We start from the raw sequence: 26,663 nt of genomic DNA on the forward strand, positions 1-26,663 counted from the left end.
ATTTAATGTCTTGAATGGGCTTTAAAATATATTCATATTGGGAATTTTGGTACAAAAACAGCAAAAAACAGACAAAAAAACTGTTCATTTTAGTTTAATAAACTCTAAAAACTTATTGCTCATATTTACGCGCAATCCAGAATTAGGAAAATGTAAAACCCGACTAGCAGCTAAAATTGGGAATGAATCGGCATTAGAAATTTATAAGTTTCTATTGAAACATACGGTTAGCTTTACTCAAAATTTAAACGTTGCAAAACATGTTTATTATTCCGAAGAAATTTGGGAAGACGACATTTGGGATTCGCTATATTATGATAAAAAATTACAGACTGGTGATAATTTAGGGGATAGAATGGCTAATGCCTTCCAAGATGGATTTACATCAGGTTTTGAGAAAATTATCGTTATAGGTAGTGATATGTATGATTTAAGTCAAAGTGATATTGAATCGGCATTTTCAACTTTAGATAATAATGATTTTGTATTAGGACCAGCAGATGATGGTGGATATTATTTATTAGGCATGAAAAATTTTAATTCAAATCTCTTTCAGAATAAAGATTGGGGAACGGCAACAGTTCTTGAAAATTCTTTAAAAGATTTAGCAGATGAAAAATTAGCCTTGCTCGACACACGAAATGACATTGACGTTTATGAAGACATTGAAAATATCGAAGTTTTTTATCCTTTTATAAAACATATGAAAGTATGACACAAAAGCAATTAGATGAATCTGCGGCCTATTTAAAAGAAAGAGGGTTTGATAGCCCAGAAATAGGCATTGTTTTAGGCACTGGATTAGGGAATCTAGTTGAAATTATTGAGAATCCGATTGTCGCCCATTACAATCAAATTCCATTTTTTCCACTTGCGACGGTTGAATTTCATTCTGGTAAATTGATATTTGGCACAATAGAAAATAAAAAAGTTGTGGTAATGCAGGGTCGTTTTCATTTGTATGAGGGCTATGACTTTCAGGTCATCACCTACCCCATTCGAATAATGCATCAATTAGGTATTAAAAAATTATTTATTTCTAATGCCGCAGGTGCCATAAACCTAGATTATAAAAAAGGTGATATTATGCTAATAGAAGACCACATTAATCTACAAGGTGGCTCCCCGTTGGCATTTAAAAACGTATCTCAATTTGGAGAGCGATTTGTGGATATGATGGAGCCTTATGATATAGATATGCGTAAAAAATTAATGTCAATAGCCGAAAAAGAAGGAATTAATCTGAAAACCGGTGTTTATGCTTCTGTTGTTGGTCCACAATTGGAAACTAAAGCCGAATATAGAATGCTTAAAATTATAGGTTCAGATGCAGTAGGAATGAGTACTCTGCCTGAAGTAATAGTAGCCAACCATTTAAAATTACCAATTGTAGCGGTCTCTGTATTAACTGACGAATGTGACCCGGACAACCTACAGCCCGCTAATATCGACGAAATCATAAAAATAGCTGAAGAAACCGAACCAAAAATGGTTAAACTCTTTAGTGAACTTATAAAAGTAGTTTAACAAAAATTCTGGTATTTTGTAAGGTTTGGAACAACTATTGAACTAAATACTGAAACAAAACAGATTGCTATGTTCAAGACCATAATTTTTACAGTTTTAGGTATTTCAATGTTTATTGGTACTAACTATGCTAATAGTTTTAAAAATGAAACTGTTACAGACTATAAAGTTGCCAATCATACGTTATGGAACACCTTATTAGCCAAACATGTAGATTCTGAAGGCAATGTCGATTACGCCAGTTTCGTTGCAGATAAAGCTGATTTAGAAATCTATTTGGAATTACTAAACAAAAATACCCCTGATGATAATTGGTCTAAGAACGAAAAATTAGCGTATTACATAAATTTATATAACGCCGCCACCGTAAAATTAATTCTGGATAACTATCCACTTAAGAGCATAAAAGACATTAATAGTCCTTGGGATAAAAAATGGGTACTTATTGGAGGAAAGAAATTCTCACTAGGTAGCATAGAGCATAAAATTCTCCGTAAAATGGATGAACCACGTATTCATTTTGCGATTAATTGTGCTTCATATTCCTGTCCTAAATTAATAAATACCGCCTTTCTTCCCAGTACCATGGAAGAACAATTAGAAGCTGCTACGGTAGATTTTATTAATGACACGACAAGGAATAAAATAACAGAAGACAAAGTTCAATTGTCCAACATTTTCAAATGGTACAAATCTGATTTTACGGACAATGGATCGTTAATTGATTATCTAAATAAATATGCTACTTCGAGAGCTTCTAATGATTCTAAAATATCATATTTAAAATACGATTGGGGCTTAAATCAAGCACGTTAATTCCATGTCCATAAGTATAATAATACCAGTTTTTAATGAAGCCAGTATTATTGCTAGCTTGCTAACTTATCTAAAGCAAAATTCTGACAAGCGAAACATAAAGGAGATTATTGTTGTAGATGGCGGCAGTACGGATCAAACAATTACAATTGCAAAAGAATCTGGTGCTAAAGTAATTCAATCAGTAAAAGGAAGGTCTAGACAACTAAATTGTGGCGCAAAATATGCCATAGGAAATATACTTTACTTTTTACATGTTGACACGCTACCACCCAAAAATTTCGACAGTTCAATTTTAAGTGCAGTTCATGCCAATAGTCAGGCGGGATGTTTTAGAATGAAATTCGATACAAAGAATACATTCCTAAGTTTTTTTGCATGGATGACCAAACTCAATTTCAAAATTTGTCGCGGAGGTGACCAATCTTTATTTATCACTAAAGAATTATTTGAGCTAACCGGAGGTTTTAACGAGAGTTATGATGTTTATGAGGACAATGAATTTACTGACCGACTCTATGAAATAATTGATTTTAAAATCCTACCTCGGCATGTAATTACTTCCGCACGGCGATATGAGGAAATTGGCACTGTAAAACTCCAATACTATTTTGGCGTTATGCATTTTAAAAATTATACTGGTGCCGGACCTAAAAAATTACATGAGTATTATTTAAGAAAAATCGCAGTTTAAATCTGTTAACAAAATATCGATTACATTCGATTATACCCATTATTACTCAGCATGTTATATATTTATATATCCGTCCTGACTAAAATTTAAAATGAGAGCAATTCTATTCTTTGTACTTACTTTTCTTTTTTCGGCAAATATGGGTGCTCAAAAAACTATTGAAAAACCAAATAACCTAAGAACTCAAAGTGACCTCCTTACTTTTAAGGGCTTAAGTTTCCCAGAAGGTGTGAATGGAGAAATATTCAAAAATCTACAAATTAATTTCCAGATTGTAAAGAAAAATCAGGTTGAAATTCAACATTTCTATAACAAATTTGGCACCCATGAATTTACGAATTCATCGTTTTTGTTGAAACGACACATCAATGAAAATCTTTATTTATTTGCCGGACCCGAAGCAGTATTTGGAATAAATCAGGAAAATGGTTTGTTTGAATCTAAACAGATAAATATGTTTGGGGGTGTTGGTTATGAAGCGAATCCCAATTTATTATTGGAACTAGGCTATCGAGCTAGAACCTACAATGGCACCAACACAACTTTTGGGAATCCCGTACATAATTCATTTATGTTGCGAGCAAGTTTCTAGTTAACAGCTTTCAATATTCAAAAAGGGTAACTACAATACCATGATCCGAAGGATATATGATAGATTTACCATGAATAATAATTGGTTCATTTAAAAAAGCCATATACGATTTTGACGCTACTGCTTTTAATTTGGAACCTTTGTAAAAAATATAATCTATTCTATGCTCATCATTTTTTTCTATGGCATCCCAAGTGATACCAGGCGAAGCAATAGGGCTTTCGTTAATTGCTCTATAACTATCAATTAAGCCTATATCTTCTAAAATTTTTGTACTGTACCAAGGCACAACGAGCCCCTTATGAATTCGCTTTGTCTCAAGACCCCAATCCAAATGTGAGGGCGAATTCATATCACCTCCAAATATTAAAGGAATAGAATCTGCCTCTGCTGTATAATTTTTTAAATAGGGCAAAATCTTTTGAATCATGGAGTATCTTGTTTCCGTTCTTTCCCATTCAAGTAATTCTTCAACTGTTTTGCCCATTTTTTCCGGCTCATCGTTCCACGGCAGATAATGAAACCAATTCGTAAGAAATCTTATTTTTTGTCCTCTAATTAAAATTTCCGTTCCACCTAAATAAAAGGGGAATTCAGTATCTAATCGTTCACCAAAAGGAAATTTTGAATAAATAGACAAGTTTGTGCTTTTGTCATCTAAAGCTGTACCCTTTGGAGCTACTAAATGAAAGTTTAATCCCAACGAATCTGCAATCATTTTGCCAGACCCGTAGGTTTCTATCATCAAAATAACATCAGGGTCTATTTCTTCTATAATTTGGATGGCATTCTGAGGACCATTTTCAATATCATTGGCCCCATGAAGTATATTCCAGGCCATTACTTTAAATGTTTTAGGTTCTTCTTGTGCACTACAGTTTACAAAAACAAAAAATAAGTAAAAAGAACTCGTTTCATTACTGTCTAACACTACCTAATCCTACCTATTTCACCACTTTCAAAGTCTAGTATTACACCTTCAGAAATCCATTTTGCAAGTGCTTGTCGATTATCTGGATCTAGAATTCTACGCTGATCCTTCTTATTTCTAATATTCCCTATTTCTATATAAGCCATAGCAGGGTCGGTCCTTCTGACCATATACAGGCCTGTTCGATCACCAAAAGTGCCGGTATAGGTTCTATTGGGCTGATACTTTTTATATTTTTTGTGAAAAGTTTTATGTATGCTTTCAGCAAGCTTTTTCCCATTCTTGCTATTTTTATGATGATAAAAAAAAACATCGATGTTCTGTCCTACACTTCTACTATCTACATGAGTAACAAGCAAGCGTTGAAATTTGCCTCTATTTTTACTATGGAGTTGATTTATAATATCCACACGTTGTTTTAATCGAGCAACCTGATTTAATGGAATTACTTTATCTAAATAGGCAACTTCATCATGATCTATCTTTAAAATTCTTTCATCACGAATACCATCGTTAGGATCTCTTATAATAATGTAAACTGTAGCACCATGAGATAATAATTCTTTAGCCAAACGTAAGGTAATATCATAAGCATACTCATCTTCGGCAATAGACTTTCCACCATACACTGCCATAGCACCAGGGTCTGGGCCTCCGTGCCCAGCTACTAAGTAATACACTGCTCCTTTTAAACGTTCGCTTTGAGAAACTACAGCTGAATGTTTCTTTCCAAAGATTTCATATTCTTTGCCTACTACTTTTTTAATTTCGGTTGTTTGTTTTTGAATTTCAGCAACTACGGGTACCGTGTCTAATTTTGCATTTGGAATTTTATAAGTTCTTCCAGCATATAAATGCACACTATCTCTAAGGTTTTCAATATTTAGCGCAACAAACTCATCAAAATAATCATAAGGATGAAGTCCCTGTTTTCGCAATAACAACAGAATACCATCACCAGTTTCGGCTTTTACAGTAGCTAAAGAATCTTGTGCTAAAATTTGTCCACCGAAAAAAATGGTTAAAATGAATATTCCTTTAAATGTATTTTTAATTTTCAGTACGCCCATTGATACTTTTTGCATGAAGAAACCAAAAACAATGCCTAAATGAACATCGTTCGTTTACAAAATTACATAAGCAAATGAAAACCAAGAAGTCAATCTCAAAAATTAGTTAACGATTTACTTAACAATTATAAAAAAGAATACATAACCTAAAAATATTGCCCAATACCAAATACTATTCCGCGAGAAGCACCTTTGGTTATTCCATGCCCATAGTCTATTCTAAATACAGCATTAAAGATTCTTTTATGCACAAAGCGAAGACCCAAACCGGGATACACTCTAATATTGTCTTCGTGCGTAAAATCGTCGAAATTCCCACCAGGATTTCGCCATGTTCCAGCATCAATAAAGAAATTTCCTTGTAAAATAAACCAATCTTTATCAATAAAATTATGACGATATTCTGTATTTAAAACCACCGTACCTGTACCACGATCAATAGTATTCCCAACGCCCCTAATATTAATATTGTTATCTACCGAAAAAGGAGCAAATGGAGTTTTTTCATTTGATGAAAGTCCCATTCTTAATCGATTTGCCCAAACACCTTTATGCCATAATTCTCGGTAATAAATTAAATCATTAAAGGCAATAACAAAACTTGGAAAGTCTGTTTTAATAGCTTTAACATATTGAAAATTAAAAGTATTTCGAAAGCCATTTAATAATTGATAGTCGTAATCTACTCCATCATATTGATGAATTAATTTAAAAAGCGCTTTATCTATTTTTAGCGCTCGCGGGACATCTACACTAGTTGCACCTGAAATATATTCATAGTTCTCCGTAAAAAAACCACCACCAAATGACAATTGATTTCTAAAATTTATTTGATGTAATGCAAGCAATTCTATTGCTTTATTATTGTAGCTATAATCAGCAGCGGTATCATCGAAAAAAATTGGCTCTAAGGTTTTTAAATCGTGATAATCCAAAGACAAGCCCCATTTACGACCAAGCAAATATGGTGCTTTAACTTGCAGTCCATAAGAATTAAAAACATCATATTGATAAAAAGCTCCTAGGGTAATATTCCTTCCCAAAAAATTAAATTCTTGTAATCCAATTCTAAATGCAAATTCGTCATTGCTAGAAGTATAAATGCTCGCAAAAGGTATTAGTGTATAATTCTCAATAATAGTAAATAATACTTTTGCACTTTTTTCACTATCATAACTCAGTTCAAAATCAGCATTAGAAATCGATGGTAATCGTTTTAAATACTGAACATCATTTTCAATTTGTGTGGAATCAAGTACTGAACCCGGAGTAGTTTTAATTAAATTTTTTAAGAACGAAGGTTTAGTTCTTTTGGTCCCTTCAAAAACAACGTCAGCTATGTAAGTTTGAGCACAAATCGTCAAACTCATAAGAGAAAACCATAAGAAGCAAAAATATTTCATAAAAGCAAACCCTAATCCTCTTCTAATACAAAAGGTATCTCTACAAAAAGATTTACCCAATTATCTTCGCTAACCCCCATTAAAGTAAAATTATAATCTAAGTTATATTCTAGTTCGGGCGGAGTTTCTCGAGTTACATTTAAAACTACATTTATTGTATTATAATACTGAAATGTTCTGTCTTCTGTATAAGTGCCAGACAGAAGGTTGTCATTAGCATCTGAAACAACTTGAAAATAAATTATGGTATCATCATATATACCTTCCGGCCATGAAAAAGTAGGCATTCTAGAATTTGTAATTGTAATACCATCATTAAGAACTTCGGTGGGTTTGGAATCTTTTTTTATACGAATTGGGTTGCAAAGATGAACTTTATCATCTTCTTCAAAAGTCACAATAACCCAAGCTCCTTCTTCAACCCTAGTTTCAATCTTTTTTAAATAGCCATTAAAAACGTCTTGCGGATTTACATCATACTCATCATATTCAGAAAAATCGTTTTTATCTGAAGTCGCAGACCTGGTTTCAAAATATCGAATATTGGTTGCGCCTACACGCGGATAAAGGAAAACACTGGTTCGGTCATCATTTACATTGCTTGCTGCGCAGGCAATGATATTATCTCTAACAATTGCAGTTTCATTTATAGCAGCTTCTAAGGTACCGGACAAAACCTCCTTATCAACCGAACAGCTAAAACATAAGATTCCCAAAAATATAATGGCGTATCTCAAAATGAATTCGATTTAAAATGATTTCGAATTACTTCTTCGGCTTTTTTATTTTGTGGTGTAAACCGGTTATCCTCAGCACCACCAACTTTATCATGATTAACAAACCATTTCCAAACATAACCTCCAGCAAACCAATCTTCTTCCCAAAACTCTTCGAAAAGTACTTTAGTCGCAATTGCTTGTCCTTCAAAATTTACTTGATCTTCATTACGATCTACAAGCCATGGTTTTTTTGCGGTAAAATCCATACTTCGATAACCAAATTCAGTAAAGATAACGGGCTTATCTACTTTTTTCGATAATTCAGCGATAGGCTTTTTCCATTTTTGCCAACCTAGTTTTAATTGCTCTACGGTCGGAGTTCTTTCTTCAGAAAGTGGAAAATACGCATCTATACCTATATAATCTAAATCTGACCAAAATGGTGTTCTGGTGTATTCATCCCAATTTGCAGCATAAGTTAATTTACCTTTATAAACTTCTTTAACTTTTACTATTAATTCTGACCAAAATTCAGGTCTGTTTTTTACAAACAACTCTAATTCAGTACCAATACAGAATACATCTATTTTAGAGGCTTCGGCCAATGCAGCGTATGAAGTAATAAAATCTGCATAGGATGTTTCAAGAATTTGCCAGTCCTCTTCACTCTCCATAACTATACTACCAGTAAACAACCCTCTAGAAACCCAAATTTGGGGTTTTAACATAACACTTATACCGTTATTATGTAACAAGGCAACATATTGTTTAGCTCCCTTTTTAGTTTCTCCAAACCATTGCCTTTCGGAATTAAATACTACTTCTGGCGAACTTAAATCACGTATAAATCCAAATGGCATCACTGCTGCATGCGAAGCATTTAAAGCAACGACAGGGTCAATATGCTCTTGAGTAACCTCATTTCTTGAGGCAACAAAACTCACGCCATTCATTTTCGTTAACTTCTGACCAGCACAAGAAAGCTGTAAGAAGACCAATACAAGAAGTCCTAATTTTTTCATTTATAGTAAACTAGTCCCCTAAAATAGCTTTTTTATTAGTTTAAGCTATAAAATAACGCGTAAACCCAAATTAAAAGTTTGCCCAAGCCCTGTATTATTTCCTCGAACAAAATTAGTATACAATACTTCTAAATTTAAGGCATGGGTAAGTTGGTATTTTACTCCTCCACCCAATGCTGTATAGTTTTGGCTAAAATTATTACCTAAATCAATACGCTGAGAATGCTGAGCTAATGCCAAAATGGTGAATTTATAACTAGGAAAGTAACTCAAGAAAACACCAGGTGCCAAATTCATACTATTATTAGCAAAGCTATCACCAGAGTTACCAAAATTAAGTTCGGTATTTAACTCAGAAAACAATTGCCATTTCTCGCTAGGGAATGTATAATCATAAAAAAAACGGTTCTGCCAAACATATCCATTTTGCTCTAAATAAACCCCATCTTCAGTTTCGTTATCAATTAACGGAATAAAAAATGAGCTCTGAATAGAAAAATTACTAAGTGAAGCAATAGGAACAAACTTAACTGAAGGAGCAATTGCTGTTAACCCAGACCTAGCTGATGTGGCTTCACCATCAAATTTAAACACATCCAAAGCGGGTCTATCATTTGTGGTATTACTACGAATACGCGCTATGGCACCAACATTCCATCGTTTATTTTGCCCAATTCCCGTATATGCCTCTAATGTAGCTGTAAAAAACGTGGCTCTAGGAATATCATTATCACTAAAGGTGCTCTTCGTTTCAGTATATAAATTATTAAACCACTTAAGATCCCATTGACCCTTACCCATTAATTTTGAAGGTGTGTATTGTTGAATATTACTTCTATTTACTGAATCATCTGTAGTTTCATCTTGAGCATGAAGCCCAATAAAGAGGAGAAATACAGCAGATTGAATGAGAATTAAAATACGTTTTTTAAAATTCATTATTGGTTGCTTATTTATTATTATGTTCTATATAGTCCTGTATATAGCATAAAACTTACGTGCAGAAACAACATTATCGAAAAAAAAATAAAATATTAAGTTATTACCTTTAGTTACGACAGAATGTTAAAATAGAACGAAATAACATGGAACATATAGTTATTATTGGCAACGGAATTGCTGGTGTTACAGCTGCTAGACACATAAGAAAGAATTCTGACAAAAAAATAACTATAGTTTCCGCTGAGACTGATTATTTCTTCTCACGAACTGCCCTAATGTATGTTTATATGGGGCATATGAAGTTTGAGCATACACAACCATATGAAAATTGGTTCTGGAAAAAAAACAGAATAGATTTAGTAAAAGGATTTGTAAATGAGGTAAAACATGAAAACAAATCTTTGATTTTATCTGATGGAAAAACCATTTCCTATGATAAGTTAATTATTGCGACCGGTTCTAAACCAAATAAATTTGGTTGGCCAGGACAGGACCTAGATGGAGTTCAAGGGCTTTATTCCAAACAAGATTTAGATAAATTAGAAGCAAACGCACCCAATAATAAAGTATGTAAACATGCTGTTATTGTAGGTGGAGGCTTAATTGGAATAGAACTAGCAGAAATGCTGCGTAGTAGAAAAATACCTGTTACTTTTTTAGTTCGTGAAAGTAGTTTCTGGAATGGTGTATTACCAAAAGGTGAATCGGAGATGATTAACGAGCATATATTAGAACATCATATAGATTTACGCCTCGCAACCAATTTAGTTGAAATACATTCTGATGAAAATGGCAAGGTAAAAAGCATAACAACGGATAAAGGCGATACCATAGCATGTGATGTAGTAGGGTTAACTGCAGGTGTTGCCCCAAATATTGACTTCCTAAAATCTTCTGGAATTGAATTAGGTAGAGGTGTTAAGGTCAATAGGTACTTAGAAACTAATATAAAAGACATTTTTGCTATTGGTGATTGTGCTGAACAGCATGAAGCCATTGGAAACAGGCGTCCAATTGAAGCCGTTTGGTATACTGGTAGAATGATGGGTGAGGCTTTAGCCCAAACTATATGTGGTGCTAAACGAGAATACAACCCCGGACATTGGTTTAATTCTGCTAAATTCTTAGACATTGAATACCAAACTTATGGTTGGGTTTTTAGCGAAAGAGGTTTAAAAGACAACGAACAACACTTTCATTGGCGACATCCTAAAGAATACATAAGTATTACTATTTCATATGATAAAATTACCAGGAAATTTTTAGGGATTAACACTTTTGGTATTCGCATGCGACACAAAATTTTTGACCGGTGGTTAACAGAAGAAAGAAATGTGGAACATATTATAGCGTATTTAAAAGATGCCAACTTTGACCCTGAGTTTTATTCGCAAAATGAATCTCAAATAGTGTCAAAATTTAATGCTGAAATGGGTACCAATATAAAATCTAAGAAAAAAAGCTGGAAACGAATTTTTGTAAAGGCTTAAAAAAATACTATGAAAACCATAAAAACCACAGGACTTATAATTTTCTTAATAGGATTGGGCCTTTTTACCGCACTTCCTTTATTAGGCAAGTTTAAATTAGACCAAAAAGATTTTGACAAATTAGTTACAGATAAAGGTTTCAAAAGCGAACTATTTATCCAATCTATGCAAACCGAAGTAGTTGAAAGAGATTTCAATGGCATGCAGCAACTTTCACCTAAAATTGTGGATGCGCTAGAGGAAGCAAACAAACAACATAGAAAAAATAAAGAATACAAAAAAGTAATCTACACATCGCCACATGATATGGCCACACTAATTGGCAAAACATCTGGTAATGGATTCATTGCTGAAAATAAAGGATTAATGTGGATGCTAACTTTTGGTTTTGGCATTATCGGCGCATTACTATTTATTTTACCCAATGTTGTTTTACTTGGCAAAAAGGGCATAAAAAATGATGGTGTATATCATGAAAGCTCTACAAATAAAGGTTGGGTAGCGTGGCTAGTTTTCATCTTTTTAGTTAGTTTTTATCTGGTATTATATTTTAGGCCTGAGTTCGCTGTTAATTGGACTTTTCTGGTCGACCCTATCAGCGAATTTTTAAGTGGAAATCCTGCAGGACATTGGTTTGTATATGGTTTTATGTATTGTGTAGTAATGACTGTTATGGCTATTAGAATGTATATAAAATACAGACATAACGTGTACCAAATGGTACGAACAACTTCAGTGCTATTTTTTCAAATTGTGTTTGCATTTCTAATTCCAGAAATCATGACGCGTTTACAAATGCCGTATTACGATTTTAAAAATGCCTTCCCCTTAGATTATGATTTTTTCTTCCAATGGAATTTAAAATCGCTATTAAATAGTGGTGGAATTGGACTTTTTATTCTTGTTTGGGGGGTAGTTTTAACCGTTGTAATCGTACCAGTAATGGTATATTTCTTTGGCAAAAGATGGTATTGTTCTTGGGTTTGTGGATGTGGTGGCTTAGCTGAAACTTTAGGTGATCCTTATCGCCAACATTCCAGCAAGTCATTATTTTCATGGAAGGTAGAAAGATGGCTAATTCACGGAGTTTTACTATTCGCTCTGGTAATGACTGGAATGACATTGTATAGTTTCTTTGCAGAAACTGGCACAGTTTTGGGAATAAAAACACAAAGTGTGCAAAACACATATAGCTTAGCTATTGGTTCTGTTTTCGCAGGTGTTATTGGCACTGGCTTTTATCCGATTTTCGGAAATAGAGTATGGTGTAGATTTGGTTGTCCGCTTGCTGCCTATTTAGGTTTTGTTCAACGATTTAAATCGCGCTTTAGAATAACAACCAATGGTGGCCAATGTATTTCATGTGGTAATTGTTCAACGTATTGTGAACAAGGAATTGACGTTCGTGCATATGCTCAAAAAGGAGAGAATATAATACGATCAAGTTGTGTAGGATGTGGAATTTGTTCAGCTGTTTGCCCACGTGGCGTTTTAAAGTTAGAAAATGGACCAGAAGCCGGACGTATTAATCCGACAGAAGTTTTATTAGGTAATGATGTTGATTTAATGGATTTAGTAAACAAGAAGTAAAACAACCCAAAACCTATAAACGCAAATACGATTTAGATAAAATGATTTATAAAAGCCTAATATTAGCGTCATTGATTTTTTTCTTTGGAAATCCTTCCGAAGAGAATATTCGCTATTACAAGGAATATTATAAAACTGGCAAAAAGAAATCTGAAGGTTGGGTAAAAAACGGTGTAAAATCTGGTTATTGGAAATTTTACTATTCTAATGGAAATGTAGCGGAAAAAGGGCATTATAAAAATGGTCAACGGGTTGCTTATTGGTATTTCTACACCCCTAACAAAACAAGAAGTACTGAAGGGCACTATTCACAAGGAAGAAAATCGGATTGGTGGCTTTATTATGATGAAAATGGGAGGCTCGACTATAAATGTCAATTAAATACAGGAGTTAAAAACGGGTATTGCATTCAATACACCAATGGTGAAATAGCTTCAGCAATTAGGTACAACAAAGGCAAAAAAATAAAGGAATGGCATGACATTAAAAGTTTTAAAAGGGAAAATAAATTAACTGATTTGCGATAATATAACCACATTTGCATAAGTTATTATTTTCATTCATTTAATTCGAGCCTAGGAAAAAAATCTTCACCGAATACAAATTAATCTAAAGCAATAATTCATTGCATCTAAATCAAGGAAAAAAATAGAACCTTAAATAGGTCTCAGCAATGAAAAATAAAATAATTAAAGTTATAATTCCCGCATATAATGAAGCTGATTCTATTGCATCAGTCATTAAAGAGATTCCTGATATAGTTTCGGAAATTATAGTAGTCAATAATAATTCATCAGATGATACTGTAGAAAACGCCAAAAAAGCAGGTGCTACAGTACTTTCCGAAGCCCGAATGGGCTATGGATATGCCTGCTTAAAAGGAATGAATTATGTAGCAGAGCAATCCGAAAGACCACATATTATCGTATTTATTGATGGAGACTATAGTGATTATCCGGAAGAACTAAGTAAACTAGTAGCACCCATATTAAATGAAGGTTTTGATTTTGTAATTGGTGCTCGTGTAAAGCGACTTAGAGAAGAAGGCAGCATGACACCGCAACAAATTTTCGGTAATTGGTTAGCAACCAGTCTAATGAAATTGCTCTTTAAGGCAACATTTACTGATCTTGGACCGTTTAGAGCAATAAGGTACGACAAGTTGCTAGCGCTACAGATGGAAGATAAAACCTATGGGTGGACGGTAGAAATGCAACTTAAGGCTCTGAAAAAAAAGCTGATATATACTGAAATACCAGTGCATTACAAGAAAAGAATTGGTGTTTCAAAAGTATCAGGAACCGTAAAAGGTAGTATATTTGCTGGTATAAAAATCTTGGGTTGGATATTCAAGTACAGCCTAAAATAAAATAGAGTTTTTTATATAAATTTAGATTGTAATTATGGGATTGATTCTTACATACATTATTCTAACCGTATATAGCATCTCATTAATGCTCATATTCTTCTACAGTCTTGCGCAGTTAAACTTGTTAGTCAACTACTTAGGCAACAAACGTAGAAATCAAACCGCACCAAAATTCAATTTACTAGATCCAAAAGAAATACCATATGTAACCATTCAGCTCCCTGTTTATAATGAGGAGTACGTAATGGAACGTTTGTTAGAGAACATTTCAAAAATAGAATACCCAAAAAGCAAATTAGAAATACAGGTTTTAGATGATTCTACCGATGATACTGTAATTGATACTGCTAAACATGTAAAAGTATTACGGGAAACTGGTTTGGATATTACCCACATTACACGAACTAACCGTCAAGGATTTAAAGCTGGTGCCTTAAAAGAAGGTCTTGAAATTGCAAAAGGTGATTTTATTGCCATTTTTGATGCTGACTTTTTACCAGACAGCGATTGGTTAAAGAAAACTGTAATTTATTTTAAAGATGCAGAGATTGGTGTTGTTCAAACAAGATGGGGCCATATTAACAGAGATTATTCTACTTTAACTCGTATTCAAGCTTTTGCATTAGATGCACATTTTACGTTAGAACAAGTTGGAAGAAGCTCCAAGGGACATTTTATTAATTTTAATGGAACTGCTGGAATTTGGAGAAAAGAATGTATACTAGATGCTGGAAACTGGGAAGGCGACACTCTTACAGAAGATCTTGACTTAAGTTATAGAGCGCAATTAAAAGATTGGAAATTTAAGTATTTAGAAGATGTTGAAACTCCTGCTGAATTGCCAGTAGTAATTAGTGCAGCACGTTCACAACAATTTCGTTGGAATAAAGGTGGTGCTGAAAATTTTAGAAAATCTGTTTGGCGTGTTTTATCTGCCAAAAACATATCATTTAAAACTAAGTTTCATGGTGTAATGCACTTGCTAAACAGTTCCATGTTTCTATGTGTATTTTTAGTAGCCCTTTTGAGTATTCCTGCAATGTATATAAAAGCTATATACCCACATTTGGATTGGGTATTCTCACTACTTCAGTTTTTTGTCTTAAGCACCATAATATTATTTGTTTGTTATTGGTTTACGTTTAAAAGCATACAAGGCAGTAGTTTCGATAAATTTATAGATTACATTAAACTATTCTTTACCTTTTTTGCAGTAGCCTTAGGTTTTTCTTTACACAACACGATTGCTGTTTTAGAGGGGCATATGGGTAAACGCAGTGAATTTGTACGTACACCAAAATTTAATATAAATAGTATTACGGAAAGTTGGAAGGGCAATAAGTACCTTGCCAAGAAACTTTCACCAAATATGATTATAGAAGCCGTATTAATGGTTTATTTCTTATTTGGCATGTATAGTGCGATTCCTCTTAATGATTTCGGGTTATTTCCGTTTCACTTCATGTTATTTTTAGGTTTCGGATTTGTATTCACAAAGTCTTTGACCTCAAGAGCATAAATTTCTCGCTATTAAATAATTTAATTTTCATATTTTCAGTTATTCAAACCGACTAAAACTGAAATGCAAAATCGTATATTTTCATACGCCAAACTTCACAAAATTCCAATTCTGCTAGTAATAGCAAGTTTATTATTTTATTTTGTATTTGCTTATAAACTGCCTCGCACCGATTTTGTTAAGCTCCTCTGTTTATTTATTGCACTTTTCATGCTTTGTTTCAAGATAATTCAGTTTGAAAAATGGAACTATAAATTCCTTTTAATTGTAGGCGTCTTATTTCGGTTGGTGTTTATAGCAGCAGAACCTAGTCTTTCACAAGATTATTTTCGATTTATTTGGGATGGCGAATTGGTTAGTAATTTTATCAATCCGTATTTAGCAGTACCAAACACCCTAATAGAACAACAAGATTTAGTTATCGCGAATGCCAAAGAACTTTATAATGGTATGGGGACATTAAGTGCTAGGCATTTTAGCAACTATCCTCCCATGAATCAAATTCTATTTGCAATCGCTGCACTTTTTGGGGGGAAATCTGTACTAGGTACAACAATAGTAATGCGGATATTAATCATACTAGCAGATATTGGTATATTCTATTTTGGTAGAAAATTATTGCGAAATCTAAATCAGTCACCACATTTAATATTTTGGTATTTTTTAAATCCATTGGTCATAATTGAACTTACGGGTAATCTCCATTTCGAAGGCGTAATGCTCTTCTTTTTTGTATGGTCCATTTATTTATTATCTGTAAAAAAATGGTTAGTAGCAGCAATACCATATGCGCTTGCTATTTTAATAAAGTTAGTGCCTTTAATGTTTCTTCCGCTATTCTTTAAATATTTAGGTATCAAAAAAAGTATTTTATTTTACTTTATTGTGGGTATTGTATCCGTTATATTCTTAATGCCATTTTACTCCCCAGACTTTATTAACAATTACTCCCAAACAGTAGGCCTCTGGTTTTCCAATTTCGAGTTTAATGCAGGTCCGTATAATCTAATTGAAAAGATTGCTATTTATTATGACCAAAAACCATGGGAATTTATAAAGAGTTACGGTAAAGTAACACCATATGCTACTATTGCTTTAGTTCTATTATTCGCACTTTTTAAAGTAGATAAACAGTTAAAAAATCTACTTATGGCCATGCTTTGGGTTTTAACTGTCTATTATTTTATAAGTACAACGGTTCACCCGTGGTACATCATCTTTCTTTTGCCATTATGTGCTTTTTCTGATTTTAGATTTCCTATAATTTGGTCAGCAGCAGTAGTACTAAGTTATTACGCTTACGCCCAAGCGGACTATAAAGAAAATCTTTGGCTACTTGCCATTGAATATATTTCTGTGTTTGGCTATATGTGCTACGAAATCATTAAACTAAACAAACAAAAACCTTTTTTTCGAAAAAATACCACTTCAAACGTTGTCGACTCAATTTAATTTGTATTTTTGATTTTCAATGCAAGCACAGAATTACATATTCGCATTAAATACACGTCCGGTATCTCTACGCCGTCGTCGCCCGTAAGGGTGCACTTCTATTATGGAAAAAGGTGAGTCCATTTCCGCATTTCGACAAAACACATTCAAAAATTTTAATTTAAACAGGTAGCAACAATGGATATTGTTATTGCTAACGAGTCACATTTTAAGTACGCCCAAATTATTTGCGATACTATTGCAAAATCTGCACAAGTACGTGGCACCGGTATTGCAAAAAGAACGCCGGAATACATCAATAAAAAGCTTTCGAACGGAAATGCCGTAATAGCTTTAGAAGGTGATAAATTTGCTGGTTTTTGTTATATCGAGGTTTGGGGACATGAAAAATATGTGGCAAACTCGGGCTTAATCGTACATCCTGATTACAGAAATCAAGGTTTAGCAAAGAAAATTAAAAATGAGATTTTCAAGCTATCAACAAGTAAATTTCCAGATGCAAAAATATTCGGAATCACTACCGGACTTGCGGTAATGAAAATTAATTACGAATTAGGCTACAAACCTGTAACATTTTCGGAATTAACAGATGACCCTGAATTTTGGAAAGGGTGTCAAACTTGCAAAAATTTTGATGTTTTAACGCGCACAGAGCAAAAAATGTGTCTTTGTACTGGTATGTTATACGACCCAAAGGTTAAAGCAAAAAGCACAAAAAAGCCAAATAGTAAAGTATATCAAAAATTAAAAAGTTTAAAGGAAAGTATATTCCTAAAGAAAAATACAAAATGAAAAAATTAGTTTTAGCATACAGTGGTGGGCTTGATACTTCGTATTGCGCCAAATATTTATCAAAGGAAAAAGGATTCGAAGTACATGCAGTAAGTGTAAATACAGGTGGTTTTTCTACTGAAGAAATTGCAACAATTAAAGAGAAAGCATTACAGCTTGGCGCATCATCTTATACTTCTATAGATGCGGTACAAACATTTTATGACAAGGTAGTAAAGTATCTTATTTTCGGTAATGTATTAAAAAACAACACCTATCCTCTTTCTGTAAGTGCCGAACGAATTGTTCAAGCCATAGAAATAGTGAACTATGCAAAAGAAGTAGGTGCAGAATATATTGCTCATGGAAGTACTGGTGCTGGTAATGACCAAGTAAGATTTGATATGATTTTTCAAATTATTGCCCCTGAAATTGAAATAATTACTCCTATTAGAGACAACTCTTTAGCAAGAGAAGCAGAAATAGCTTACTTAAAAGAAAACGGTGTAGATTATTCTTGGGAAAAAGCAAAATACTCAATAAATAGAGGCCTTTGGGGAACATCTGTAGGTGGGGAAGAAACGCTAACTTCAGAAAAAGCATTACCAGATTCGGCTTACCCAAGTCAATTACAGGAAAAGAATCCTTCAGAAGTAAAACTTACTTTTGAAAAAGGAGAACTAGTAGCTATCGATGGAGAAAAAGATAGTCCCGTTGCCAATATAGAAAAGTTAGAAGCAATAGCATCTACTTATGCTATTGGGAGAGACATTCATGTGGGTGACACTATTATTGGAACCAAAGGCAGGGTTGGTTTTGAAGCACCTGCGTCGTTAATTATTATAAAAGCACACCATTTACTAGAAAAACATACACTTACTAAATGGCAGCAATACCAAAAAGAACAACAAGGTAATTTTTATGGAATGCTTTTGCATGAAGGAAATTATTTAGACGCCGTAATGCGAAATATTGAAGCTTTCTTAACTGACACACAAAAGACAGTATCAGGCGATGTTTTTGTTGGCCTATATCCATTTCAATTTAGATTACAAGGTATTTCTTCTAAACATGATTTAATGACAGATGCTTTTGGCAGTTATGGTGAAATAAATAAAGGATGGTCTGCTGATGATGCAAAAGGCTTTATTAAAATACTTTCAAATTCAGGAAAGATTTATAATCATGTAAACCAAAAAGATGATTAAGGCAGCAATAATTGGTGGTTCTGGTTATACAGGTGGCGAATTGATTCGAATTCTTTCAAATCATCCAGAAGTTGAAATAGATTTTGTTTTCAGCACCACAAGAGCAGGCAAAAAACTATCAACAGCACATCCTGATTTATTAGGATTAACTGAAATGAAATTTACGGGCACTGTAAATCCAAATGTAGATGTTGTATTTCTATGCCTAGGTCATGGTAATTCCTCCAAATTTTTACATGAAAATATCTTTTCTAATTCAACAAAAATTGTAGACCTCAGTAACGATTTTAGGCTTGAAAAAGATGCAATATTTGAAGGTAAAGAATTTATATATGGTTTACCCGAAATAAATAAAGCCCAAATTGAAAAGGCAAATTATATTGCTAATCCTGGTTGTTTTGCTACAGCAATTCAATTAGCTCTATTACCATTGGCAAAAGTTGGTCTATTGGATAAAGATGTACATATAAATGCCGTTACTGGCAGTACTGGTGCTGGTATTAGTCCTTCAGCTACTTCACATTTTAGTTGGAGGAATAATAATGTAAGTTGGTACAAGCCTTTTACTCATCAGCATTTAGGTGAAATTAATGAAAGTTTAAAATCCTTTCAAAAAGATTCTGGTGAATTGTTTTTTCTTCCGAATAGAGGAAATTTTACTAGAGGAATTTTAGCTACTGCCTACACCAAATTTGATGGCACAGTAGAACAAGCTATACAGCTATATAAAGATTTTTATGCTGATACAATTTTCACGCAAGTGGCTGAAGCACCTATAAATCTGAAACAAATTGTCAACACTAATCAATGCCATATTCATTTACACAAACATGAAGGTGTATTATTAATAACTTCTGCCATTGATAATTTATTAAAAGGTGCATCTGGACAAGCGGTACAGAACATGAATTTAATGTTTGGCTTAAATGAAAACATTGGACTCAATTTAAAAGCAGGAGTATTTTAAAAAAGTAATAAGTACAATGAATTAAGTACTAAGAAATTTTGTTAATGAGTAGTAGGCACTAATTACCTAGTACTTAATTCTTAAAACTAAAAACCATGAGAATAGCAATCATAGGAGCGGGAAATTTAGGATTATCTATTGCAAAAGGTATTCTACATTCTAAGGGATCAAATCACCTATATCTCACAAAAAGAAACCCAACAGAGATTTACAATTTTGAAAAGTATGGCAATGTTATAATTACTTCAGATAATGTAGAAGCGGTACGAAATTCACAAGTTTTAATATTTGCCGTTCAGCCGAGTCAATTAGAATCTATTCTTATAGATATAAAAAGTGTTCTTGCAAAAAGACATATAATAATTTCTACCATTACCGGGTTTAGCATTGCTAAAATTGAGGCTCTAATAGGTGAAAATCATAATATAATTAGAAGTATGCCAAATACTGCCATATCCGTAGGTAAATCAATGACCTGTATTTGCTCTAATGAAAAAGGAAAAAGTCGCATCGATTTAGCCAAAGCCATTTTTAATCGCATGGGGCATTCCATTGTAATTCCTGAAGAACAAATGCAAGCGGCAACAGTTATTTGCGCAAGTGGAATTGCGTTTTGGATGCGTTTAATGCGTGCCACTACTCAAGGAGCTATTCAGCTAGGCTTTGATGCTAAAGAAGCACAAGAGCTTGCCGTTTACACTTGTAATGGTGCTGCCAGTCTACTTATTGAATCTGGCAATCATCCAGAAGAAGAGATAGATCGCGTAACTACTCCACAAGGCTGTACGATACAGGGTTTAAATGAAATGGAGCACCAAGGTTTAAGTTCTTCATTAATTCAAGGAATTGTAGCTTCCTTTGAGAAAATTAGCAATATTAAAGAAAGACAAGTTTAATGTAACCCCTAACCCAGGAGAGAAGCACGTCTATTAAAAATATAAAACAAATACAGCTAATAAAATCAATTACAAAGGCTTTGCTTATATGTATTGAATTTTGTGTTTGAAATTGAACTTTGAAAATATGAATTTATTTGACGTTTACCCATTATATAATGTAACGCCAGTTTCGGCGAAAGGAATATTAGTAACGGATGACCTTGGCAAAACCTATCACGACTTTTATGGAGGTCATGCTGTGATTTCCATTGGACATTCGCACCCGCATTACGTAAAACGAATAAAAGACCAGTTAGATAAAATTGGTTTCTATAGTAATTCTGTTAAAAACCCATTGCAAGTAGAGCTTGCTACTAAATTGGGTGTATTATCAGATTGCGAAGATTACAACTTATTTTTAATTAACTCGGGTGCCGAAGCCAACGAAAATGCTTTAAAATTAGCTTCGTTTCACACTGGTAAATCGAGAATCATAGCATTTAAAAATGGGTTTCATGGAAGAACCTCAGCAGCAGTTGCAGCTACTGATAATCCAAAAATTAATGCACCTTTAAATCAGCAGCAAAAAGTAACCATTCTGCCATTAGATGATATTGAAGCTTTCGAAAAGGAAATATCGAAAAATGATGTTTGCAGTGTAATTATTGAAACCATACAAGGTGTTGGTGGGCTAGATGAGCCAACTGCTATATTTTATCAAAAAGTAGCATCACTTTGCAAAGAGAATGAGGTATTATTAATTGCTGACGAAGTTCAATGTGGTTTTGGGCGAAGTGGTAAATTCTTCGGATTCCAACACTACGAGGATATAAAACCAGATATTATTACAATTGCAAAAGGAATGGGAAATGGATTTCCCGTTGGCGGTGTTTTAATTCATGAAAGCATAAAAGCTTCTCATGGACTTTTAGGCACTACTTTCGGAGGCAATCATTTAGCATGTACTGCTACCTTAGCCGTCCTAGAGGTATTAGAATCTGAAAATTTAATAGAAAATGCAGCAACTTTAGAAAGTTATTTTAGAGAAAAAGCTGCTGAAATTCCTCAAATTAAAAGAGTAAAAGGTAGAGGCTTAATGTTAGGACTAGAATTTGATTTTGAAGTTGCAGACCTTAGAAAAAGATTAATACACAATCAATCACTATTCACCGGAGGTGCTAAGGACAAACATATTTTAAGAGTACTCCCAGCCTTAAATATTAACAGAGAACATCTCGACTTATTTTTTAATGCTTTAAAAGTAGAACTAGCATGAACAAACTTTTGAATATATCGCAGAGAAATGCAGTACTGCTGACTATGGCATCCTTGCTTGAAAAAGAAAAAAATGCGCTTTTATCAGCAAATGAAACTGATATGGACAGCTATTCTGGTGATGATATTGCCATGCGAGATCGACTAAAAGTTGATGATGCCAAAATTGAAGGAATGATTTTATCATTACAACAATTAGCAAGTTTAGATGACCCTTTAGGTGTGGAACGTTTTAATTTTACTCATGAAAACGGTATACATGTAAGTAATAAAACAGCGCCTTTTGGCACGGTTTTAATTATATATGAATCGCGACCAGATGTAACTATCGAGGCCGCCGGAATTGCATTTAAATCGGGTAATAAAATTTTATTAAAAGGCGGTAAAGAATCTATAAACAGCAACTTGGTATTGGTTGAATTATGGCATAAAGCTTTGCAAGATAATGGGGTGCAAAATGACTGGGTTACTTATTTACAATTTGATAGAAATCAGACACAACAATTCTTAGAAAAACCTACACAAAAAGTAGATTTGATTGTACCAAGAGGAGGCGAACGATTAATTGCCTTTGTAAAGCAGCATGCAACCTGTCCTGTAATAGTTAGTGGACGTGGAAATAATTTTATTTACATAGATGCCGAAGCCGATTTACAAATGGCTTTAGATATTATTATCAATGGTAAAACCACTAAAATTTCAGCTTGTAATGCTTTAGATAAGGTTTTAATCGATTCCAATCTTGTTCGAAAGCAACAATTTCTACAACATCTAATTCAAGAATTACAGAAAAGTAATGTTGAAATACTTGCCGACAATGCGCTATCTAGTTTAGAAGGAACGGCAGCTATTGCAGATGAAAATGTATGGTACGAAGAATTTTTAGATTATAAAATTGTTATCGGCCAAACTGTAGATTTAGAAGAAGCAATATCAAATATAAATACATATGGCGGCGGACATTCAGCCTGTATTGTTACTAACAATTCTGAACATGCGGAACAATTTATGAATAATGTTGATAGCGCAGCAGTTTACCACAATGCATCAACAAGATTTACAGATGGCGGGCAATTCGGCTTAGGCGGTGAGCTTGCTATTAGTACCGACAAATTACATCAACGAGGACCTATAGGATTGCAACACTTAGTTACCAACAAATGGTATGTTAAGGGAAATGGGCAAATTAGATAAATATGACAAAAAAGCGAATTTTATTAAAAATAGGCTCTAACACTTTAACTAAAGAAACCGACCAAATTTCTAGAGGAAAGATTGAAGATATTGGTAGGCAAATTGTACAACTAAAAAATGAATACGATTTTATAATTGTTAGTTCTGGGGCTATTACTGCGGCAAAACAATTTGTAAAGTTGGAGCATAATGGTGAAGAAATAAGCATGAAACAAGCCTTAGCTTCAATAGGTCAACCGCACCTAATGCGTATGTTTCAAGAGAATTTCAGAGAACTTGGACTATTTACATCGCAATGTTTATTATCGTATTCCGATTTTGAAAATCCGAAGTCAAAAGGCAATATTAAAAATACAATTGACATATTAGTTTCTAATAATTTCATTCCAATAATTAATGAAAACGACACAGTAGCAGCAGATGAAATACAGTTTGGCGACAATGATAAACTAGCAGCTTTAACTGCCGCACTTTTACAAGCAGACTTATTATTGATTGCAACGAATACCAATGGCATTTATACAAAAACATCCATAGAAAACGGCCAACCTGTTACCATAACAGAACCCGTCGGAATTGAAGAATTAAAAAAAGAAATTAGCACTATAAAATCGTCGCACGGTACGGGCGGTATGCAATCAAAAATAGAAGCTGCAACTATCGCAAGTGATGCCAATATTGAAACATGGATTACAAACGGACTAAAGGACAATTTTATAACAGATGCATTGAATAGCATCAGTCATTTTACAAAAATAAAAGCATGAGAAATTACCTCTCAATAAAAGACATTGACTCATTAACCGATTGGGTAGCTGAAGCACGAGAATTAAAAAGCAACCCTAGACAATTAAATAATTTAGGCAAGCATAAAACTATAGGTCTATTATTCTTCAACAACAGTTTACGTACTCGCTTAAGTACACAAAAAGCTGCTATGAATTTAGGGCTAGAAGTTATTGTAATGAATTTTGGCAGTGAAGGTTGGGCTCTAGAATATGCTGATGGCACAATTATGAACGAAGGCACCTCTGAACATATTAAAGAGGCAGCTCAGGTAGTTTCGCAGTATTGTGATATTGTTGCCATTCGTGCCTTTGCCAATTTAAAGAATAAAGAAAAAGACGAGGCAGAACAAGTTTTAAATGGCTTCAAAAAATATGCTGATATTCCAGTTGTTAATATGGAAAGCTCGGTAGGGCATCCGTTGCAAGCATTAGCAGATGCTATTACTTTAGACGAAAACAATTCAAAAAGTAAACCTAAAATAGTTTTATCATGGGCACCGCATCCAAAGGCATTGCCACATGCCGTAGCAAATTCTTTTGTTGAAATGATGCAGTTGCAAGATGCAGATTTTGTGATTACACATCCCGAAGGATATGAATTGGATAAAAAAATAACAAAAGATATTCCAATTGAGCATAACCAAGAAAAGGCTTTAGAAAATGCAGATTTTGTTTATGTAAAAAATTGGAGTAGTTATTCCGATTATGGTCAGGTAGTAAGTAAAGACTCTAACTGGATGATTACCAAGAAAAAGTTAGGCAATGCAAAATTCATGCATTGTTTACCAGTAAGAAGAAATATAGTTGTAGCAGATGAAGTTTTAGACAGCAATCAATCGTTAGTTATTGAACAAGCTAATAATAGGACTTATGCCGCTCAGGTTGTATTGAAGAAGATTTTAGAAAATAACTAAAGTGAATTTAAAACTAAAAGATAAAACGTGCATTGTAACAGGAGCCACTAGTGGGATGGGGAAAGCTATTGCTATAGCATTTCACAAAGCCGGAGCTAATCTTGTTTTATCTGGTAGAAATGAAGAAAGAGGTGATTTATTGGCTCAAAATCTTGAAAATTCTATTTTTTTAGCTGGTGATGTTAGTGAACCAAAGTACAATAAAAAACTTGTTGAGATAGCCATAGAAAATTTCGGAAAGTTAGATATTGTCTCACTAAATGCTGGAATCTTAGGTCTTGGTAATGTAATCGATTTATCGATTGCAGATTGGCACACAACATTAAACACCAACTTAAGTTCTATTTTCTATATTTCTAAATATGCTATTCCGTATTTAGAAAAAAATAATGGAAATATTTTAATCAATGCCTCAATAGCTGCTTTTAAAAGTTTTCCAAATCATCCTGCCTATTGTGCATCCAAAGCGGGTTCAGTTGCAGTAATGAAACAGATGGCCGTAGATTATGCACCAAAAATTAGGGTCAATGCTATTTGTCCAGGTCCTGTTGACACACCCTTAATTTGGGATTCTGCTAAAGCATTTGAAGATCCAGAAAAAGCAGTTGAAAATGCTGGAAACACAACTTTACTAAAACGTTTAGGCAAACCTGAGGACATTGCAAGTTTAGCTCTTTTTTTAGTTTCTGATGATGCTTCTTGGATAACTGGAACAGCAATGAATATAGATGGTGGAATATTAAATACATAAAATGAAAAAAAAATTATCCATTATAAAAATTGGCGGTAACGTAATTGAAAACGAAGAAGAATTATCAAAATTCTTAGCTAGTTTTTCGCAATTAGAAGGGTCTAAAATATTAGTTCATGGTGGTGGAAAATTAGCCACACAATTGGCTAATCAATTAGGAATAGAATCCAAAATGTTTCAAGGCAGAAGAATAACAGACGCAGATAGCCTTAAAATAATAACCATGGTATATGCCGGTTTAACAAACAAGAACATCGTAGCAAAATTACAGGCTTACAATTGCAATGCAATAGGGCTGAGTGGTGCAGATGGTAATATTATTAAGGCACATAAAAGGCCAATACGCGATATAGATTTTGGATTTGTAGGCGACATAGAAAACGTTGATGCATCGATTATAAATCAATTATTGACCATAAATTTAACACCAGTTTTCTGTGCAATGTCACATAACAAACGCGGTCAATTATTAAATACCAATGCAGATACTATTGCTTCAGAAATTTCAATTGCCATGAGTTCTATTTATGAAACTACATTGTACTATTGTTTTGAAAAAAAAGGTGTTTTAATGGATGTAAATGATGACAATTCTGTAGTTACAGAAATTAACTCAGAATCGTACAAACAATTACTTTTTGATGATGTAATTGCAGATGGTATGCTTCCGAAAATGAAAAATTGTTTTCATGCATTAAAAAACAATGTTAAAAAAGTCTGTATCGGAAACACTAATATGTTGGACTCACAATCTGAATTATTCACAACTTTGACGCTATAG

Annotated in this window: 27 protein-coding genes; 21 read left to right on the forward strand and 6 right to left on the reverse strand. The window is 33.6% G+C overall.

What is annotated here, in order from left to right:
- Positions 1-43: 43 nt before the first annotated feature.
- The 5 genes from ABJF52_RS06155 (at position 44) to ABJF52_RS06175 (ending at position 3,629) form a co-directional block, all read left to right on the forward strand.
- On the forward strand, positions 44-715 hold the full coding sequence (locus tag ABJF52_RS06155) for a TIGR04282 family arsenosugar biosynthesis glycosyltransferase (protein ID WP_348148106.1): 672 nt from the start codon (positions 44-46) through the stop codon (positions 713-715).
- Complete coding sequence (locus tag ABJF52_RS06160; RefSeq protein WP_348147839.1) at positions 712-1,527, forward strand: purine-nucleoside phosphorylase; 816 nt, start codon at positions 712-714, stop codon at positions 1,525-1,527. The genes ABJF52_RS06155 and ABJF52_RS06160 overlap by 4 nt, the downstream gene beginning before the upstream one ends.
- A gap of 69 nt (positions 1,528-1,596) precedes the next feature.
- The gene (locus ABJF52_RS06165; protein WP_348147842.1) at positions 1,597-2,343 is read left to right on the forward strand and encodes a DUF547 domain-containing protein; all 747 of its coding nucleotides are present in this window, start codon (positions 1,597-1,599) and stop codon (positions 2,341-2,343) included.
- A 4-nt stretch (positions 2,344-2,347) separates the two neighbouring features.
- Positions 2,348-3,037 (forward strand): TIGR04283 family arsenosugar biosynthesis glycosyltransferase, encoded by a 690-nt coding sequence (locus ABJF52_RS06170; RefSeq protein WP_348147845.1) that lies wholly within the window; start codon positions 2,348-2,350, stop codon positions 3,035-3,037.
- A 91-nt stretch (positions 3,038-3,128) separates the two neighbouring features.
- Positions 3,129-3,629 (forward strand): hypothetical protein, encoded by a 501-nt coding sequence (locus tag ABJF52_RS06175; RefSeq protein ID WP_348147848.1) that lies wholly within the window; start codon positions 3,129-3,131, stop codon positions 3,627-3,629.
- 10 nt (positions 3,630-3,639) lie between these two features.
- Here the strand turns inward: ABJF52_RS06175 and ABJF52_RS06180 are convergent, their stop codons facing one another.
- From ABJF52_RS06180 to ABJF52_RS06205, 6 genes are all read right to left on the reverse strand, one after another.
- Positions 3,640-4,470: an endonuclease/exonuclease/phosphatase family protein gene (locus ABJF52_RS06180; protein WP_348147851.1), complete on the reverse strand. Its 831-nt coding sequence runs from the start codon at positions 4,468-4,470 to the stop codon at positions 3,640-3,642.
- Positions 4,471-4,559: 89 nt separating this feature from the next.
- A complete protein-coding gene (locus ABJF52_RS06185) occupies positions 4,560-5,630 on the reverse strand; it encodes an N-acetylmuramoyl-L-alanine amidase (RefSeq protein WP_348147854.1) in 1,071 nt (356 codons plus the stop codon).
- 146 nt (positions 5,631-5,776) lie between these two features.
- Complete coding sequence (locus tag ABJF52_RS06190) at positions 5,777-7,000, reverse strand: POTRA domain-containing protein (RefSeq protein WP_348147857.1); 1,224 nt, start codon at positions 6,998-7,000, stop codon at positions 5,777-5,779.
- A gap of 44 nt (positions 7,001-7,044) precedes the next feature.
- Entirely contained in the window at positions 7,045-7,770 is a 726-nt protein-coding gene (locus ABJF52_RS06195; RefSeq protein WP_348147860.1) for a hypothetical protein, read from the reverse strand.
- Positions 7,767-8,774: a glycoside hydrolase gene (locus tag ABJF52_RS06200; RefSeq protein WP_348147863.1), complete on the reverse strand. Its 1,008-nt coding sequence runs from the start codon at positions 8,772-8,774 to the stop codon at positions 7,767-7,769. Before ABJF52_RS06200 ends, ABJF52_RS06195 begins: the two co-directional genes overlap by 4 nt.
- Before the next feature lie 45 nt (positions 8,775-8,819).
- The gene (locus ABJF52_RS06205; RefSeq protein ID WP_348147866.1) at positions 8,820-9,713 is read right to left on the reverse strand and encodes a hypothetical protein; all 894 of its coding nucleotides are present in this window, start codon (positions 9,711-9,713) and stop codon (positions 8,820-8,822) included.
- Positions 9,714-9,859: 146 nt separating this feature from the next.
- Here ABJF52_RS06205 and ABJF52_RS06210 point away from each other — a divergent pair, with 146 nt between their 5' ends.
- The 16 genes from ABJF52_RS06210 (at position 9,860) to argB (ending at position 26,663) form a co-directional block, all read left to right on the forward strand.
- On the forward strand, positions 9,860-11,206 hold the full coding sequence (locus tag ABJF52_RS06210) for an FAD/NAD(P)-binding oxidoreductase (RefSeq protein ID WP_348147869.1): 1,347 nt from the start codon (positions 9,860-9,862) through the stop codon (positions 11,204-11,206).
- 9 nt (positions 11,207-11,215) lie between these two features.
- On the forward strand, positions 11,216-12,796 hold the full coding sequence (locus ABJF52_RS06215) for a 4Fe-4S binding protein (protein WP_348147872.1): 1,581 nt from the start codon (positions 11,216-11,218) through the stop codon (positions 12,794-12,796).
- Positions 12,797-12,837: 41 nt separating this feature from the next.
- Complete coding sequence (locus ABJF52_RS06220; RefSeq protein ID WP_348147874.1) at positions 12,838-13,323, forward strand: hypothetical protein; 486 nt, start codon at positions 12,838-12,840, stop codon at positions 13,321-13,323.
- Positions 13,324-13,469: 146 nt separating this feature from the next.
- Positions 13,470-14,165 (forward strand): glycosyltransferase family 2 protein, encoded by a 696-nt coding sequence (locus ABJF52_RS06225; RefSeq protein WP_348147877.1) that lies wholly within the window; start codon positions 13,470-13,472, stop codon positions 14,163-14,165.
- 34 nt (positions 14,166-14,199) lie between these two features.
- The gene (locus tag ABJF52_RS06230) at positions 14,200-15,684 is read left to right on the forward strand and encodes a cellulose synthase family protein (RefSeq protein ID WP_348147880.1); all 1,485 of its coding nucleotides are present in this window, start codon (positions 14,200-14,202) and stop codon (positions 15,682-15,684) included.
- A gap of 210 nt (positions 15,685-15,894) precedes the next feature.
- The gene (locus ABJF52_RS06235; protein WP_348147883.1) at positions 15,895-17,136 is read left to right on the forward strand and encodes a mannosyltransferase; all 1,242 of its coding nucleotides are present in this window, start codon (positions 15,895-15,897) and stop codon (positions 17,134-17,136) included.
- Between the two features lie 177 nt (positions 17,137-17,313).
- Entirely contained in the window at positions 17,314-17,928 is a 615-nt protein-coding gene (locus ABJF52_RS06240; protein WP_348147886.1) for a GNAT family N-acetyltransferase, read from the forward strand.
- Entirely contained in the window at positions 17,925-19,115 is a 1,191-nt protein-coding gene (argG, locus tag ABJF52_RS06245) for an argininosuccinate synthase (protein WP_348147889.1), read from the forward strand. The genes ABJF52_RS06240 and argG overlap by 4 nt, the downstream gene beginning before the upstream one ends.
- Positions 19,108-20,082: an N-acetyl-gamma-glutamyl-phosphate reductase gene (gene argC / locus ABJF52_RS06250; protein ID WP_348147892.1), complete on the forward strand. Its 975-nt coding sequence runs from the start codon at positions 19,108-19,110 to the stop codon at positions 20,080-20,082. Before argG ends, argC begins: the two co-directional genes overlap by 8 nt.
- 95 nt (positions 20,083-20,177) lie before the next feature.
- Entirely contained in the window at positions 20,178-20,978 is an 801-nt protein-coding gene (gene proC, locus ABJF52_RS06255; RefSeq protein ID WP_348147895.1) for a pyrroline-5-carboxylate reductase, read from the forward strand.
- A gap of 127 nt (positions 20,979-21,105) precedes the next feature.
- The gene (locus tag ABJF52_RS06260; protein ID WP_348147898.1) at positions 21,106-22,236 is read left to right on the forward strand and encodes an aminotransferase class III-fold pyridoxal phosphate-dependent enzyme; all 1,131 of its coding nucleotides are present in this window, start codon (positions 21,106-21,108) and stop codon (positions 22,234-22,236) included.
- Positions 22,233-23,429, forward strand: coding sequence for a glutamate-5-semialdehyde dehydrogenase (locus tag ABJF52_RS06265; protein ID WP_348147901.1), 1,197 nt, complete (start codon positions 22,233-22,235; stop codon positions 23,427-23,429). Before ABJF52_RS06260 ends, ABJF52_RS06265 begins: the two co-directional genes overlap by 4 nt.
- 2 nt (positions 23,430-23,431) lie before the next feature.
- Entirely contained in the window at positions 23,432-24,196 is a 765-nt protein-coding gene (gene proB, locus ABJF52_RS06270) for a glutamate 5-kinase (RefSeq protein ID WP_348147904.1), read from the forward strand.
- Positions 24,193-25,131 (forward strand): acetylornithine carbamoyltransferase, encoded by a 939-nt coding sequence (locus ABJF52_RS06275; RefSeq protein ID WP_348147907.1) that lies wholly within the window; start codon positions 24,193-24,195, stop codon positions 25,129-25,131. Before proB ends, ABJF52_RS06275 begins: the two co-directional genes overlap by 4 nt.
- A gap of 1 nt (position 25,132) precedes the next feature.
- Complete coding sequence (locus tag ABJF52_RS06280; RefSeq protein WP_348147910.1) at positions 25,133-25,882, forward strand: SDR family oxidoreductase; 750 nt, start codon at positions 25,133-25,135, stop codon at positions 25,880-25,882.
- 1 nt (position 25,883) lies between these two features.
- Positions 25,884-26,663, forward strand: coding sequence for an acetylglutamate kinase (gene argB, locus ABJF52_RS06285; protein ID WP_348147913.1), 780 nt, complete (start codon positions 25,884-25,886; stop codon positions 26,661-26,663).

The organism is Aurantibacter sp. (assembly GCF_039941195.1).
Classification (GTDB): domain Bacteria; phylum Bacteroidota; class Bacteroidia; order Flavobacteriales; family Flavobacteriaceae; genus Aurantibacter_A.